Source organism: Xanthomonas sp. 60 (assembly GCF_011761925.1).
Genome location: NZ_JAASQW010000002.1, coordinates 475,674 through 490,425, shown reverse-complemented (window position 1 = coordinate 490,425; position 14,752 = coordinate 475,674). Strand labels below are relative to the sequence as shown.

Genomic DNA, 14,752 nt, shown 5'->3' with positions numbered 1-14,752 from the left:
GTCGCGGTGGGCTGAATCGATTTCACCTGCAACTGTCATCCGGATCGTGTCTAATACGTCTCCCCACTGCGACACCCGACCCCCATGTCCCTTCACTCCCACGGCCCCGTGCCGTGCGACGACGCTGACGGCCACCTTCTGGCCGCGGAAGGTCTCGCACCCGACACCCATGACGCCGACGGTCACCTGGTCACCGCAGGTCCGCTGACGCCGCCGCCGGACAGCGCGGGCACGGTGCGCGATGCCCAGGCGCTGCACCATTCGCCTGCCGAAGACGTGCAGGGCATGGTGCTGGCCACGCTGGTGGCCTCGCTGGGGCTGGCCATTTTCGCCAAGGGCGGGCTGATGATCGGCGGCATGGCCGGCCTGGCGCTGCTTGTCCACTACGCGGCGGGCTGGAATTTCGGCCTGGTGTTCGTGCTGGTGAACCTGCCGTTCTACTGGGTGGCCGTGCGCCGCATGGGCTGGGAGTTCACCCTGAAGACCGCCGCGGCAGTGACCACCTGCGGCCTGCTCACGGACCTGCTGCCGCGCTGGATCGCCTTTGCCCACATCACGCCGCTGGTCTCGGCGATTGTCGGCGGCGCGCTGGCCGGGCTGGGCATCCTGTTCTTCATCCGCCACCGGGCCAGCCTGGGTGGCATCGGCATCCTGGCGGTATACCTGCAGCGCACGCGCGGCTGGAGTGCGGGCAAGGTGCAGATGAGCTTCGATGCGGTGCTGATGCTGGCCGCGTTCAGCGTGCTCACGCCGATCAACGTGATGTACTCGGCCATTGGCGCGGTGGTGCTCAGCCTGGTGCTGATGTTCAACCACCGCCCCGGCCGTTACATGGGCGTGTGAGGCGGCCGCTCAGCGGCCCGCCGCGGTCAGCCACGGTGGCCGCAACGCAAGGATCCGCTGCTGCACCGGACAGTCCTGCGCATGGGCGCCGGGCAGGTAGCCCAGGCTCATCAGGAACTCGCCGGTGATTTCACCGCCGGTGAAGCGGAAGGTCTTCTTGAACAGCTTCACCCAGTCGGCTTTCGGCAGGGGATGCTGCGCGTCCAGCCAGCCGGCGAAGCTGCCATGCGCGGCGCGCAGCTGCTGGATGACCTGCGCGTTGTGGATGGCCGCGTGCACCTTCAGCCGGTTGCGGATGATGCCCGGATCGGCCAGCAACCGTGCGATGTCGGCCTCGCCATAGGCCGCCACGGCATCCACGTCGAAGCCATCGTAGGCGCGGCGGAAGCCCTCGCGTTTCTTCAGGATGGTTTCCCAGCTCAGGCCGGCCTGGTTGATCTCCAGTACCAGCCGTTCAAACAGGTCGGCTTCCTCGCGCTGCGGGAACCCGTATTCGTGGTCGTGATAGGCGCCATGCACCGGATGACCGGGGGCGATCAGGCAGTAGCCGCTCATGGGGTGTTCTCCGGTTCGTCCTCGATGTCGTCCATGCTTGCCGGCGCGCCGCCATCGACGGACAGGCCCGGCCAGCGCGGCACCTGCGTCACCAGCCTGCCCGCACGGACGGCCGCCTGCAGGCGGTGAGCGTCATCCCGGCCGGCACCGGGGTTCAACCGGTAGGTGCCCACGCTCCACCAGCCCTGCCTGCCCTGTGCGTGCAGGTGGCAGGCCACGCCGTCCTTCGGCGGCAGCGCGCACAGCAGCACGTCCTGCCGGCCATCGCCATCAAGGTCGCGGTGGATCACAACGCAGGGTACGTCACCTTCCAGGCACGCCCCGGCGTCGAGTTGGCGGGCCAGCAGCGCCTGCCACCAGTCCGGCGGGGGCGACGTACTCCCCGAGGCCAGCGCCAGGCGGCTGCGCAGCACCTGGGGATCACGGATGCCGGCATCCACCTTGGGCTCGCCGCCCCACCGTTCGCGGCGCGCGAGCACCTGGTCGACCACGCTCAGGGCACGCACATCGGCCGCGAATGCCGGCGCCTCCCGCAGCTCGCGCAGGGCCTGCACGCCACGGCGCCCGAGCTCGAAGCGCAGCAGCATCGCATCGTCCACCGTCACGGCCCCGGGGTGGGCCAGCAGGCGTGCACGCTGGCTGGCCAGCGCGATCCGCACGGGATCCAGCACGGGCGAACTGGCCAGCAGCGCCGCAGCCAGCACGACCCAGCACATCACCCGGTTGACCGGCTCCAGCGCCTGCAGCCAGCGCCCGCCACGGCGCAGGGCAGCCCCCGCATAGCCGAGCGCATAACCCATGACCACTATGGTGATCAGCACTGCCCAGAAGCGCTCCACGGTCCAGCCGTACTGGCCGATCCGCAGCGCGGTGGCGTACAGCGCCAACCCGGCCAGTACCGGCAGCGCGAGCAGGCTGCCTTCCACCAGGCGGCGCAGCCAGGCCGGATAGGGGGGCGCGTCGCTGTCGTGCTGGTACACCGCATTGGCGAAGCTCACCAGCAGCAGCACCAGCGTGAGCAGCAGGAAGGCCGCCGAACGCGTGCCCCACAGGGCCGCCAGGCCGGTGAACGGCAGGCTGAGGGTGAAAATCACCGTGATGAAGGACAGCAGCGGCAGCAGGCCACGGCACATGGCAAACAGCACGTGGCGGGTGATCTGGATCGCGCGCGCCTGGGTGCGGCCGATCAGCACGCCGAAGCCGGCCAGCGTGCCGGTAGCCAGTGCGATGAAGGCGGCCTCGCCGAACAGCTTGCGGAAGAACGAGATCTGCAGCAGCTCGAACAGCGCGCCCCACAGCCACAGCAGCAACCACGTGAGCAGGGTGAAGGCGGCAGCCAGGGCCAGCGTGAGGCCGTTCTGCCAGGCCCGCTCGAACAGCGCGTCGTAGCTCGCCCGCCAGTGGCCGTGCTGCAGGCGGTGCTGCCACCACGGCAGGCTGATGAAGGTGGCGATGGCGATCGCCAGCGAGAACGGCATGCGCAGCGGTTCGCTGTCCAGTCCGGCTTCGCCCTGCAGGTTCCAGCCGATCCAGCTGGCCAGCGCCAGCACCACGGCGGAGGCCAGCGCGGCGTGCAGCCACAGGCGGCGGTCGCGCAGGTCGACCAGGGTCAGCGCGAGCGCCGTGGGCACGCTCAGCACCCAGGCGTACCAGCGGTAGCGCGAGCCGATGTCCTGGAACGGCCAGCTGTCGCCGAGCTCGTGCACCAGATACAGCGCCAGGCCCTGCAGCAGGGCGATGAGCACGATGGCACTGCGGGTGGCATAGGGCAGCGCGGTGCGGTGGGTCATCGGGTTCTCACGCTGCAGCGGGTGGGCGGACATTATGCCGATGCGAAGGCGCGCGCCGCAGCCAGCGGCTAGAATGGCGCCATGTCCGTGAAGCCTACCTCCCTCGCCAATCATCTCCTGGTCGCGCTGCCCTCGCTGACCGATGCCACCTTTGCCCGCAGTGTCGCGCTGATCTGCCAGCACGATGAAAACGGGGCCATGGGCGTGCTGGTCAACCTGCCCTCGGAGTACACGCTGGGCGAAGTGCTCGCGCAGATGGACATCACCACCGATGACGAAGCGCTGCGCTCGACCCCGGTGCTCAACGGTGGTCCGGTCCACCCCGAACGCGGCTTCGTGATCCACGACGATCCGCGCGCCTGGGATTCCTGCCTGCCGGTGGGCGACGACCTGTACCTGACCACCTCGCGCGACATCCTTGAAGCGATGGCCCGCGGTGAAGGCCCGGCCAACGCGCTGGTGACGCTGGGCTGCGCCGGTTGGGCCGATGGCCAGGTCGAGCAGGAGCTCGGCGAGAACACCTGGCTGGCGGTGCCGGCCGATGCCGGCATGCTCTTCCAGACGCCGCTGGACCAGCGCTGGCAGGGCGCGGCGGCGCGCATCGGCGTGGACCTGTTCCGGCTGACCGATTACAGCGGCCATGTCTGAAGCACCGCTGCCGAAGCGTGACGGCACCGTGCTCGGCTTCGATGTCGGCTCCAAGCGCATCGGCGTGGCGATCGGCAGTGCGTTCGGCCTGCACGCGCGCGCCATCGCGGTGGTGGACATGCATGGAAAGGGCCCGGACTGGGCCGTGATCGCGCAGCTGCTCAAAGAGTGGGGGCCGGACGGCCTGGTGGTGGGTGATCCGCTCACGCTCGATGGCAAGGACCAGCCCAACCGCAAGCGCGCGCAGGGCTTCGCCCGCCAGCTGCGGGAACGCTTCAAGCTGCCGGTGGCGATGATCGACGAGCGCTCGAGTTCGGTGGAGGCGGCGCGCCGTTTTGCCGTTGAGCGCGCCGAAGGCCGCAAGCGCCGGCGCGATGCCGCCACCCTGGATGCCGTGGCCGCGGCGGTGATCGTGGAGCGCTGGTTCGCCGCGCCGGACGATGCCATCGCCATGCCTTGACCGGCAGCGGCCACCGCGCTGTCATCCGACCTGTTTCCTTCCCTTGCCAGATCGCCTGCCATGACTGCCTCGCAACTTGATTCCGAAGGACGCCTGCGCCACCTCCTCACCCTGGAAGGCCTGCCGCGCGAAACCCTGCTGCAGCTGCTCGACCGCGCCGGACAGATCCGCGATGCGGCCGTGGGCCGGGTCGGCAACAAGCGCCACGTGCTGGGCGGTTCGGCGGTGTGCACGCTGTTCTTCGAGCCTTCCACGCGTACGCGCAGTTCGTTCCAGCTGGCCGCGCAGCGGCTCGGCGCGGACGTGCTGAACTTCGACGCCTCCACCTCGTCCACGCGCAAGGGCGAGACCGCGATAGACACCCTGCGCAACCTGGAGGCCATGGGTGTGCGCGGTTTCGTGGTGCGCCATCCGGATGACGGCGCCGTCGCCGAGCTCGCTGCGGCGGCGGGCGAGGGCACCGCCCTGGTGAACGCCGGCGATGGCCGCAGCTCGCACCCCACGCAGGGCCTGCTGGACATGCTCACGCTGCGCCAGGCCAAGGGCAGTGATTTCGCGAAGATGAAGGTGCTGATCGTGGGCGACGTGAAGCATTCGCGCGTGGCCCGTACCGACCTGCATGCGCTGCGCACGCTGGGCGTGGGCGAGATCCGGGTGTGTGGTCCGCAGCAGCTGCTGCCGGACGATGACACGCTCAAGGGCTGCGTGGTCGGCGATGATTTCGATGCGATGCTCGACGGCGCCGACGCGCTGATGATGCTGCGGCTGCAGCGCGAGCGCATGGAAGAAGGGCTGGTGCCTTCGCTGGAGGACTACCACGCGCGCTACGGCCTGCATGCCGCGCGCCTTGCACGCGCGGGCCGCGACGTGGCGGTGCTGCACCCGGGGCCGATCAACCGGGGCGTGGAAGTGACCGACGAGGTGGCCGATGGACCGCAGTCGTGGGTGCTGCGCCAGGTGGCCAACGGCGTGGCCGTGCGCATGGCGGTGCTGGAAACGCTGCTCGGGTGATGTGATGTGGCGGGCTGCCGGGCAGCGCCCGGCCCTGGTCCAGGGGCGCGGCGGAATCAGTTCCGCTGCGCGAACAGCCACTGCCACATCGACTCATCGGCGTAGGCCGCGTCCCAGGCATTGTGGTTGCCCTGCGGGTACTCGGTGTAGCGGACCTCGCGCGCGCCCGCGGCCTTGAACGCGGCGACCAGTTTCCGGTCATCTGCCGGCGGCACCACGTCATCCAGCGCGCCATGGAACAGCCACACCGGCACGTGCTTCAGCCGCTGGGCGATGACCGCGTAGGGATCGCGCGCCTGTGCCACCGAGGTGACATACAGCGTCGGCCGCTCCGCGCGCGGGGCGAGTACCGCGCCGCAGACCGGCACGATGGCCGCAAAGCGCGTGGGCGCGTCCAGCGCGATGTTCCAGCTGCCGTAGCCGCCCATCGACATCCCGGTCAGGTACTGGCGCGCGGGATCACCGCTGAACTCCTTCATCGCCGCGTCCAGCGCGGCGAGGGCGACCCGGTTGTTGTGGCCATCCCACTCCTGGTTCTCCGGTACCTGGGGCAGGACGACGATGGCCGGGAACCCGGCGGCGTGGGCGCGCAGGTACGGCCCGATGCCGGCCCCGGTCTGCTTGCTGCCATCACGCCCACGCTCGCCGGAACCGTGCAGGAACAGCACCACCGGCAGCGGTCCGCCCGCCCGCGCCGCCGCATCCGGTACGAAGACCTGGTAGCGGGACACCGTGCCGTCGACAGTCACCGTGCGTGCGTGGAACGGGTTCATGGAGGCCTCGGGCAGGTGGGTGCAGGCCGTGGCCAGCAAGGCCAGCGGGATGAGCAGGATCAGGCGCAGCAGGGGGCGGAACATGGCGGGTCCTGGCAGAGGGGGTCAGGCCCCGATGGTAACGCTGCACCGGCACGCCAGGCGTGCCCTTGGAGGCGGCTAGCGCCCGGCGCCCGTGGACGCGTGGAAACCTGCGATGAGCTCCAGCTGCTCGCGTGCTTCGGAGTGCCCGGCAGCCGCGGCGGCTTCCACCTGGGCCATGCTCGGGTGCATCACGATCAGCACCGGGTTCTCGCATTCCGGGCAATCGTATTCGGTGAGGTCCTCGTGCAGTTCCATCACCAGTCCACGCGAGGTGCCGCTCCACTCGCACGCGGCGCAGACCCGTTGCGCATCGCGCCAGCCGGGTTCGAAGTAGTCGTTGACCGTGGTCGTCATGTCAGGGCAGCCGTCAGTTCAGCAGGATCAGGGTGGCAAGGCCGAGGAAGCTGAAGAATCCGATCACGTCCGTCACCGCGGTCACCACCACGGTACCGGCCACGGCCGGATCGACATTCATGCGCTTCAGCAGCAGGGGCAGCAGCACGCCCGCCAACGCCGCTGCAAGGAAGTTGATCATCAAGGCCAGGGTGATCACCACCGAAAGCAGGAGGCTGTGGAACCAGACGAAGGCAACAATACCGACGAGCAGGCCGATCAGCGTGCCATTGATCAGCGCCACGCGGGATTCCTTCCACAGCAGGATGCGCGCATTGCTGGGGCCCACCTGGCCGAGCGCGATGCCGCGCACCATCAGGGTCAGCACCTGCACGGCGGCGTTGCCGCCGACGCCGGCAACGATGGGCATGAGCACCGCCAGCGCCACGATCTTCTCCAGCGTGAGCTCGAACTGTCCGATCACGCTGGCGGCGAGGAAGGCGGTGCACAGGTTGATGCCGAGCCAGACCACGCGGCCGCGTACGGCGCGCTTGATCGGCGAGAACAGATCCTCTTCTTCGTCCAGACCGGCGGCGCCGAGCGCCTGGTGCTCGGCCTGGGCGCGGATGATATCCACCACGTCATCGATGGTGATGCGCCCGAGCAGGATGTTGTTGTCGTCCACCACGGGCGCCGACACCCAGTCGTGGTCGGAGAACTGGCGGGCCACTTCATCGGCACTCTCGCCGACATCGATGGCAGGCTGTTCGTCATCGATCAGCCGGTTGATCGGCATGTTGTCTTCGTGGGTAACCAGCGCTGCCAGCGAAAGCCGGCCGAGGTACTGGTGACGGCGGCTGACCACGAACAGGTGATCGGTGTGATCGGGCAGTTCGCCGCGCAGGCGCAGGTAACGGAGGACCACGTCCACGTTGACGTCGGCACGCACGGTCACCACGTCCGGGTTCATCAGGCGGCCGGCGCTGTCCTCCGGGTAGGAGAGTACCTGCTCCAGGCGTTCGCGGTTTTCGCGGTCCATCGATTTGAGGACTTCGTCAATGACCGTGTCCGGCAGGTCTTCGACGAGGTCGGCCAGGTCATCGATGTCCAGGTCTTCGACCGCCGCGATGATTTCGTCCGGGTCCATGTCGGCGAGCAGGCTTTCGCGCACCTCGTCACCGACGTGGACCAGCACCTCACCGTCATCTTCCGGGTCGACCAGGCCCCACACCACTTCACGCTTGCCGGGCGGCAGCGATTCCAGCAGGTTGCCGATTTCGGCCGGCGCCAGTGTGTTGACCAGACGGCGTACGGGCCCGAGGCGACCACTGTCCAGTGCATCGGACAGCAGGCGCAGCTGGCGCGCGGTCTTGTCATGGCGTACGGCTTCGGCCATCGGATCTCCGCAGAATGAAAAGGCCGCAATCCCGGCAAGGATGCGGCATGGAAGGTAGGCAGCGCGTCATTATCGCGCGCGGAGGTGACGTTCCGATAGCGCGGCGATTGCCGGCGGCCGCGGCTACGCGTCGGCCAGCCAGCGTTCGATGCCACGGCGGTCGCGCGCGGCGAGCAGGCGTGGCGCACGCGCGCGCAGGCCTGCGAGATCCGAGCGACGGATCGCGCGGCGTACTTCCAGCAACGTGCCCGGATGCAGGCTGAATTCGGTCAGTCCCAATGCCAGCAGCAGTGGCACCAGGCGGGCGTCACCGGCGATTTCGCCGCATACCGCCACCGGGATGCCATGCCGCTGCCCGGTTTCCAGAACCATCGACAGCAGCCGCAGCACGGCCGGGTGGAGTGGCGAATACAGTTCGCCCAGTGCCTCGTTGTTGCGGTCCGCCGCGAGCAGATACTGCACCAGATCGTTGGTCCCGATGGAGAGGAAGTCCACCAGGTCGATGAAACTCTCCAGCGCCAGGGCGGCCGCAGGCACTTCGATCATCGCGCCCAGCGGCACCCGATCGGCCACCGCATGGCCTTCGGCGCGCAGCTGCACGGTGAGTCGGGCCAGCCGTCGGCGCACGGCGAGCAGTTCATCGCGCGTGCTGACCATGGGCACCAGCACGCGGACTTTGCCGTAGGCGCTGGCACGCAGGATGGCACGCAGCTGGGTGTCGGAGACCTTTGGACGGGCCAGCGAGAGGCGCACACCGCGCAGGCCGAGCGCGGGGTTGTCCTCGTTGCTCAGCGTGAGCCCGGTGCGGTCGGCCTTGTCCGCGCCCAGATCCAGCGTGCGGATGGTCACCAACCGGCCGGCCATGCCGAGGGCGGCATCGCGGTAGGTCTGGAACTGTTCTTCCTCGTCAGGCAGTTCGTTGCGCTGCAGGAACAGGAACTCGGTGCGGTACAGGCCCAGGCCCTGCGCACCGAGCGCATGCGCCTGGGTCACGTCCTCGATCGATTCGGCGTTGGCCAGCAGGGCGATATCGACCTGGTCCAGCGTGCGGCTCGGCTTGCTGCGCAGGCGCAGCAGTTCGCGGTGCTCGCGCGCGTGCTCCTTGAGGCGCAGGCGGTAATCGCGCAGGTCGTCGGCCTGGGGATTGACGGTGATGGTGCCGTCGCTGCCGTCGACGATCAGCACGTCGCCATCGCTGACCTTGTGCAGCAGACCCGCCACGCTGACGATCAGCGGCAGGTGCAGGCTGCGTGCGAGGATCGCGCTGTGCGACAGCGCGCTGCCGGCCACGGTCACGATCGCCACCACGCCTTGCGATTGCAGTTGGGCCATCTCCGAGGGCGCGATGTTGTCGCAGACCAGGATCTCGCCGGCCAGCCCCTTCACCGCGGCGGGCAGGTCCGGCTGCAGGAAGGCGTGGATGCGCCCGATCACATGGTCCAGATCGTCCATGCGGCTTTTCAGGTAGGCATCGTCCATGCCATCGAAAACCCTGGCCAACCGGTCGCGCTGCAAGCGAAGCGCATACCCGGCGGCATACGGACCGGTGCGGATCAGCTCGTCCAGCCCGTGCAGCAGTTCGGGATCATCCAGCAGCAGGGCGTGCAGGTCGAGGAACTCGCCGACCTCGTGGCTCAGTGCGCCGTGCAGGCGCTGGCGAAGGTCATGCATCTCGGTGCGCGCGGCATCAACCGCCTTGTGCAGGCGCTGCAGCTCGCGTTCCACCTCGTGCGGCGCGATGCGCTTTTCTGCCACATCCAGGGTATGGGCGATGCGCACGCGCGCGCGTCCGAGCGCGCTGCCACGTGATGCGCCATGGCCTGCCAGCCGCTGCACCGGCCGGGGGCCGGCAGGGGCGAGTCCGGCGCGGGCGCGCGGCATGCTCAGCTGTCCTCGTCGAAGCGGCGTTCGAACAGCGAAACCACGGCGTCCATGGCGGCCTGTTCGTCGTCTCCGCTGATGCGGATGGTCACCGGCGTGCCCTGGCCGGCGGCGAGCAGCATCACGCCCATGATGCTCTTGGCGTTGATCTCGCGGCCCTTGGCGGCCATGGTGACGTTGCAGCGGAAAGGCGCCAGCTCCTGCACCAGTTTGGCAGTGGCGCGTGCATGCAGGCCCAGGCGGTTGGTTACGGTGAGTTCTCGTTCAAGCATCGTCGACTATCGCTCCATTTCGGGCGCCCGCCGCGGCCGTGGCGGGCAGTTGATCCAGTCCCTGTTCCGGATAATTCATCACCCGCAGCAACATCGGCAGGCTCAGCGCTGCCACCCGGCGGACGGGGGTGCCCAGCAGCGCCAGCCGTGCGGCCAGGTTGCTTGGGCTCGCGCCGTACAGGTCGGTCAGGATCAGCACGCCTTGCCCGCCATCCACCCGGCGCAATGCGGCCGAGGCGAGGGGGAGCAGCGCGTCCAGGTCTGCGTCGAACGGTACGTCGAACGCTTCTGTCTTCAGCGGCAACTGCCGCAGGAGCCGGCTCGCCACCTCCAGCAAGGCGTTTCCGACACCAGGATGTGTTACGAGGAGAATGCCACAGGTCATGACCCAACGTTAACAGGTCGGGATGACGCCGCGATAGCGGTCCCAGCGCCTTTCAATGTTCCGTATTCAGCAAAAGGAAACGTGCAGGAGGAGACGGTGTTCGTCAGGGCCTTCCCGCCGTCACCATCCCCCTTCCGTCGCGCTCAGTCGAGTTCGCGGTGGAAGGTGGCGACGTCCTGCCAGCCTTGTTCGCGGGCATGGCGCGCCAGCCGTTCGGCGAGGAAGACCGAGCGGTGCTTGCCGCCGGTGCAGCCGAAGGCCACGGTCACGTAGCTGCGGGTGTCATTGCCCAGCCGGGGCAGCCAGGTGTCGAGGAAGTCGGTGAGCTGGCCGAGGTAGCGCTGCACGTCCGGCTGCGCTTCCAGATAGTCGCGCACGCCCGCCTCGCGGCCGCTGAGCGGGCGCAGTTCGGGATCCCAGTGCGGATTGGGCAGTACGCGGGCATCGAAGACGAAGTCCGCCTCGGCCGGCACGCCGCGCTTGTATGCGAACGATTCGAACAGCAGCGACAGCCGCGCGCTGTGGTCCATCGCATAGCCGGTGACGATCTGCCGGCGCAGCTGGTGCACGTTGAGGTGGGTGGTATCGATGATCGCTTCGGCGGCCTCGCGCAGGGGGGCGGTCAGTTCGCGCTCGCGGGCGATCGCGGCCGGCAGCGACAGGCCGAGCTGGCTCAGCGGATGCCGGCGGCGGGTGTCCGCATAGCGCTTGAGCAGGGTTTCATCGCTGGCTTCGAAGAACAGGATGCGGACCTCCAGCCCGGCCTTCTCCGCACGCTGCCGCCATTCTTCCATCCGTCCCAGATCGGTCTTGCCACGCACGTCGATGCCGACCACGAAGCGCTGCGGACCGGCGCCGGCATCGCTGCCGCTGAGCACGCTGCGCACGAAATCCGGCACCAGGTTGAGCGGCAGGTTGTCCGAGCAGTGGTAATCCTGGTCCTCGAAGGTCTTCAGCGCCACGGACTTTCCGGAGCCGGACAGGCCACTGATGATGATCAGGGTCGGGGCGGGGGAGGCGGGGCGGTTCATGGCAGGACTCTTCGTTGGCGGGATCAGGCGGTGACAGGCCGGCCGCGGGCCGCTGTCTGCAGGATGCGGCGAGCGGCGGCGGTCATCACGGTGTCCGGCGTTCGAGCAGGTTGCTGTGGCGCGCGATGAACATCGCCGCCGGGTCGATGCCCTTGGTGCGCAGGATGTGCAGCCGCGTGGCCGCCTCCGTCAGCACCGAGAGGTTGCGCCCGGGCATCACCGGCAGGGTGATCAGCGGCACGTCCAGGTCCAGCACGTGGCGGGTGCCGGAGTCGCCGGTGAGGCGCTCGTAACCGTAGGCGCTGGGTTCGGTCATCGGCTTGGTCAGGTGGACGATCAGCCGAAGGTACTTGTTCTTCTTTACGGCCGTGTCACCGAACATCTCGCGCACGTTGAGCACGCCGAGGCCGCGCACCTCGAGCAGGTCCTGCAGCAGCTCCGGGCAGGTGCCGTCGAGCACGTCCGGGGCGATCTGGGTGAACTCCGGCGCATCGTCGGCCACCAGCCGATGGCCGCGGCTGAGCAGTTCCAGCGCCAGTTCGCTCTTGCCGGAGCCGGCTTCACCGGTGATGAGCACGCCGATGGAGTAGATCTCCATGAATACGCCATGCAGGATCACCCGTGGCGCCAGCGTGCGCGCCAGGTGGTAGGAAATGTGGTTGAGCAGTTCATGGCCACGCTTGGGCGAGAGCCACAACGGCGTGTGCGATTCGTCGGCCGCCGCGCGCAGGTCTTCCGGGCAGGGCTGGTTGCGGGTGATCACCAGCGCGAGGGGATGCGACTGCATGATCTTTTCGATGGTTTCCCAGCGCTGGCGTGGCTCCAGCGAGTCCAGCCACGTCAGTTCCTCGGTGCCCAGGATCTGCACCTTGTTCGGATAGATGGCGTTGAGATAACCGGCCAGTGATGGCCGCCGCGATACCGTATTGCCGGCCTCCAGCTCGCGTTTCTCGCCTTTCTGCCCGGCCACCCAGCGCAGGGCGAGCTTGTCGCGCTGCTGGTCGAACAGCTCGCGCGCGGTGATGCTGGTGTTCATGCGGCGCTCGCCGGTGGCGGCATGTCGATGACCTTGCGCAGTGCGGCGGCGTCGGGCGCGGCACGCAGTGCCTCGCGCACGGCCGCTTCGGAAAAGAACTCGGCCAGCTCCGAAAGCAGCATCAGGTGCTGGTGCGTGTAATGCGCTGGCACGGCGATGGCGAAGACCAGGTCGACCGGCTCCTCACCGCCGAAATCGACCGGCTGCCGCAGCTTCAGCAGGGCGCCACGAGGAAGCTCGAGCGCGGCCGCGCGCCCGTGCGGAATGGCGATGCCGTGGCCGATGGCCGTACTGCCCAGGTCTTCGCGCTCGCGCAGGTTGCGCTGGAGCTGTTCGGCGTTGGCCTGGCGGCACGCCAGCAGCCGGGCGGCGACCTGCAGAACGCTGTCCCGGTCGGTGGCCGTGCAGACCTGGGTCTGCACGGCTGCCATCAAGTCAGTCAGGGGCATGGCAAGGGTTGAAGAGGGAGATCAGGCGACATTGTCGCCCAGCGGCAGGGGCACGTGCTGCTGTTTCTTCTGCTGCTTCTTTTCTTTTTCAGCGGTGAGCTGGCGGTCGAGCTTGTCGGCCAGGATGTCGATCGCCGCGTACATGGTCTGCCCACTGGCCTCCACGTGCAGCGTATTGCCCGGGATATTGACCGTGGCGTCCACGTGGTGCTCGTTTTTCTGCAGTTTCAAGGTGACCCGCGTTTCGCAGTGCTCGCCGACGAAATGCTTGCCCGCCCTGGCGAGCTTGGTTTCGACATACTCCTTCAGGGCCGGGGTGACTTCGACGTCTTTGCCAAACGTTTCAATACGCATCGGGTGTCTCCTTGGTGGATGTGCCAATGAACACTGCCGGCCGCGACGGTGGCGTCAAGCAATGCGGACCCGTTCGTGCGAGGCGGAAATGTTCATGGCTTCACGATACTTCGCAACTGTCCGCCGCGCCACCGGGATGCCGGTGGCCTTGAGCAGGTCAGCCAGCTTGGCGTCAGAAAGCGGCTTGCGCGGATTTTCGTCGTCGATGAGACGTCGGATCATCGCCTGGATGGCCGTACTGGAGGCTTCGCCGCCGCCGTCGGTGTCGATGCCGGAGGCGAAGAACGCGCGCAGTGCCACGGTGCCGCGCGGGGTGCGCACGTGCTTGCGGGCGATCGCGCGGGACACGGTGGATTCGTGCAGCCCCAGCTCGCCGGCCAGCTCGCGCAGGGTCAGCGGTCGCAGCGCCTGTTCACCGAACTCCAGGAAGCCGGCCTGGTGCTTGAGCAGGCTGCGCACCACGCGCAGCAGGGTCTCGCCGCGCGCTTCCAGGCCCTTGAGCAGCCAGCGCGCTTCCTGCAGCTGGGTGCGCAGGTAGCCGGCATCGGCATCACCGCAGTGGCGGATCATCTGCTCGTAGCCGCGGTGGATCATCACCTTCGGCCCGGCATGGGCGGCCAGCGCGGCGCGCCACACGCCGTTCTGCCGCCACACCACCACGTCGGGGGCGATGTAGGTGTCCTGGGCCAGGGGAGCGATCTGGGTGCCGGGGCGCGGGTCCAGGGAGCGCAGCAGCGCGATCGCCGTTTCCACTTCGTCCAAGGGCCGCTTCAGCTCCTGGGCCATCCCGGCCGCACCGCTGCGGGGCAGGCGCTCCAGCGGGCCGCGTGCCAGGGTGCGGGCAAGGTCGAGCCCGGGCGTGTGCGGTGCCAGCCCATCCAGCTGCAGGCACAGGCACTCGCCGAGGTCGCGCGCGCCGACGCCGACGGGATCAAAGCGCTGGATCCGGTGCAGCACCGCGAGGATTTCATCGTCCCCGGCGCGGATGCCGGGCAGCAGGGTTTCAGCGATGCCCGACAACGGTTCGCGCAGGTAGCCGTCGTCCTCCAGGGCATCGATCAGCGCCGCACCGATGCTACGGTCGCGGGCCGAAAGGGGACTGAGGTGCAGCTGCCACAGCAGGTGGTCGGCCAGGGTCTCGACCTCGGCCACGCGTTCGGCGGCGCTACCGGATTCATCATCGTCGAATCCCGAGCCGGTGCCGGCGGCCTGCCAGTCGCCCTGTGCGGGCGGCCAGTCCTCGTCGACCGTCGGCCCGGGCGGCTCGGGCAATTGATCGGCTTCGGCGTGCACGGCGTCGTCGCCGGTCTCCACGGCGGCATCGGTGCCATGTTCGTCCCAGTCCAGCAGTGGGTTGGTTTCCACCGCCTCGCTGATCTCCACCTCCAGCTCGGTGCTCGACATCTGCAGCAGCTTGATGGCCTGGCGCAGCTGCGGCGTCATGACCAGGC

At 68.5% G+C, this 14,752-nt stretch carries 17 protein-coding genes; 4 read left to right on the top strand and 13 right to left on the bottom strand.

The features are described from left to right. Window positions 1-84 precede the first annotated feature (84 nt). Window positions 85-843: a YitT family protein gene (locus tag FHY09_RS06100; protein WP_166925187.1), complete on the top strand. Its 759-nt coding sequence runs from the start codon at window positions 85-87 to the stop codon at window positions 841-843. Window positions 844-852: 9 nt separating this feature from the next. Here FHY09_RS06100 and FHY09_RS06095 read toward each other — a convergent pair whose 3' ends face one another. After that, complete coding sequence (locus FHY09_RS06095; protein WP_166925185.1) at window positions 853-1,398, bottom strand: DNA-3-methyladenine glycosylase I; 546 nt, start codon at window positions 1,396-1,398, stop codon at window positions 853-855. After that, window positions 1,395-3,188 (bottom strand): DUF4153 domain-containing protein, encoded by a 1,794-nt coding sequence (locus FHY09_RS06090; protein WP_166925533.1) that lies wholly within the window; start codon window positions 3,186-3,188, stop codon window positions 1,395-1,397. Before FHY09_RS06090 ends, FHY09_RS06095 begins: the two co-directional genes overlap by 4 nt. 81 nt (window positions 3,189-3,269) lie before the next feature. On the opposite strand from FHY09_RS06090, the gene FHY09_RS06085 reads away from it, so the two are divergent. Genes FHY09_RS06085 through FHY09_RS06075 form a run of 3 tightly spaced genes read left to right on the top strand, consistent with a single transcriptional unit; the run spans window position 3,270 to window position 5,307 of the window. Beyond that, window positions 3,270-3,836 carry a YqgE/AlgH family protein gene (locus FHY09_RS06085; RefSeq protein WP_166925183.1) on the top strand — a complete coding sequence of 189 codons (567 nt, stop codon included), beginning with the start codon at window positions 3,270-3,272 and terminating at the stop codon, window positions 3,834-3,836. Continuing rightward, entirely contained in the window at window positions 3,829-4,296 is a 468-nt protein-coding gene (ruvX, locus tag FHY09_RS06080) for a Holliday junction resolvase RuvX (RefSeq protein WP_166925181.1), read from the top strand. The genes FHY09_RS06085 and ruvX overlap by 8 nt, the downstream gene beginning before the upstream one ends. 60 nt (window positions 4,297-4,356) lie before the next feature. Continuing rightward, complete coding sequence (locus FHY09_RS06075; RefSeq protein ID WP_166925179.1) at window positions 4,357-5,307, top strand: aspartate carbamoyltransferase catalytic subunit; 951 nt, start codon at window positions 4,357-4,359, stop codon at window positions 5,305-5,307. 56 nt (window positions 5,308-5,363) lie between these two features. On the opposite strand, the gene FHY09_RS06070 is transcribed toward FHY09_RS06075, so the two are convergent. The 11 genes from FHY09_RS06070 to FHY09_RS06020 all read right to left on the bottom strand — a co-directional run bounded on the left by FHY09_RS06070 (window position 5,364) and on the right by FHY09_RS06020 (window position 14,744). Further along, window positions 5,364-6,164 (bottom strand): prolyl oligopeptidase family serine peptidase, encoded by an 801-nt coding sequence (locus FHY09_RS06070; protein WP_166925176.1) that lies wholly within the window; start codon window positions 6,162-6,164, stop codon window positions 5,364-5,366. 75 nt (window positions 6,165-6,239) lie between these two features. Beyond that, window positions 6,240-6,518: a hypothetical protein gene (locus tag FHY09_RS06065; protein ID WP_166925173.1), complete on the bottom strand. Its 279-nt coding sequence runs from the start codon at window positions 6,516-6,518 to the stop codon at window positions 6,240-6,242. 13 nt (window positions 6,519-6,531) lie between these two features. Further along, window positions 6,532-7,893 carry a magnesium transporter gene (gene mgtE, locus FHY09_RS06060; protein ID WP_166925170.1) on the bottom strand — a complete coding sequence of 454 codons (1,362 nt, stop codon included), beginning with the start codon at window positions 7,891-7,893 and terminating at the stop codon, window positions 6,532-6,534. A 123-nt stretch (window positions 7,894-8,016) separates the two neighbouring features. After that, a complete protein-coding gene (gene ptsP, locus FHY09_RS06055) occupies window positions 8,017-9,774 on the bottom strand; it encodes a phosphoenolpyruvate--protein phosphotransferase (protein WP_166925168.1) in 1,758 nt (585 codons plus the stop codon). A 2-nt stretch (window positions 9,775-9,776) separates the two neighbouring features. Beyond that, window positions 9,777-10,046, bottom strand: a complete 270-nt coding sequence (locus FHY09_RS06050; protein ID WP_166925165.1) for an HPr family phosphocarrier protein — start codon at window positions 10,044-10,046, stop codon at window positions 9,777-9,779. Next, on the bottom strand, window positions 10,039-10,431 hold the full coding sequence (locus FHY09_RS06045) for a PTS sugar transporter subunit IIA domain-containing protein (protein ID WP_166925162.1): 393 nt from the start codon (window positions 10,429-10,431) through the stop codon (window positions 10,039-10,041). The genes FHY09_RS06050 and FHY09_RS06045 overlap by 8 nt, the downstream gene beginning before the upstream one ends. A 143-nt stretch (window positions 10,432-10,574) precedes the next feature. Beyond that, window positions 10,575-11,462 (bottom strand): RNase adapter RapZ, encoded by an 888-nt coding sequence (rapZ, locus tag FHY09_RS06040; RefSeq protein WP_166925159.1) that lies wholly within the window; start codon window positions 11,460-11,462, stop codon window positions 10,575-10,577. Between the two features lie 85 nt (window positions 11,463-11,547). Then, a complete protein-coding gene (gene hprK / locus FHY09_RS06035) occupies window positions 11,548-12,498 on the bottom strand; it encodes an HPr(Ser) kinase/phosphatase (RefSeq protein ID WP_166925156.1) in 951 nt (316 codons plus the stop codon). Then, window positions 12,495-12,947, bottom strand: coding sequence for a PTS sugar transporter subunit IIA (locus FHY09_RS06030; protein WP_166925153.1), 453 nt, complete (start codon window positions 12,945-12,947; stop codon window positions 12,495-12,497). Before FHY09_RS06030 ends, hprK begins: the two co-directional genes overlap by 4 nt. Window positions 12,948-12,968: 21 nt before the next feature. Then, window positions 12,969-13,301, bottom strand: a complete 333-nt coding sequence (gene hpf / locus FHY09_RS06025; RefSeq protein WP_166925149.1) for a ribosome hibernation-promoting factor, HPF/YfiA family — start codon at window positions 13,299-13,301, stop codon at window positions 12,969-12,971. 54 nt (window positions 13,302-13,355) lie between these two features. Continuing rightward, a complete protein-coding gene (locus FHY09_RS06020) occupies window positions 13,356-14,744 on the bottom strand; it encodes an RNA polymerase factor sigma-54 (RefSeq protein ID WP_456362724.1) in 1,389 nt (462 codons plus the stop codon). Between the last annotated feature and the right edge of the window lie 8 nt (window positions 14,745-14,752).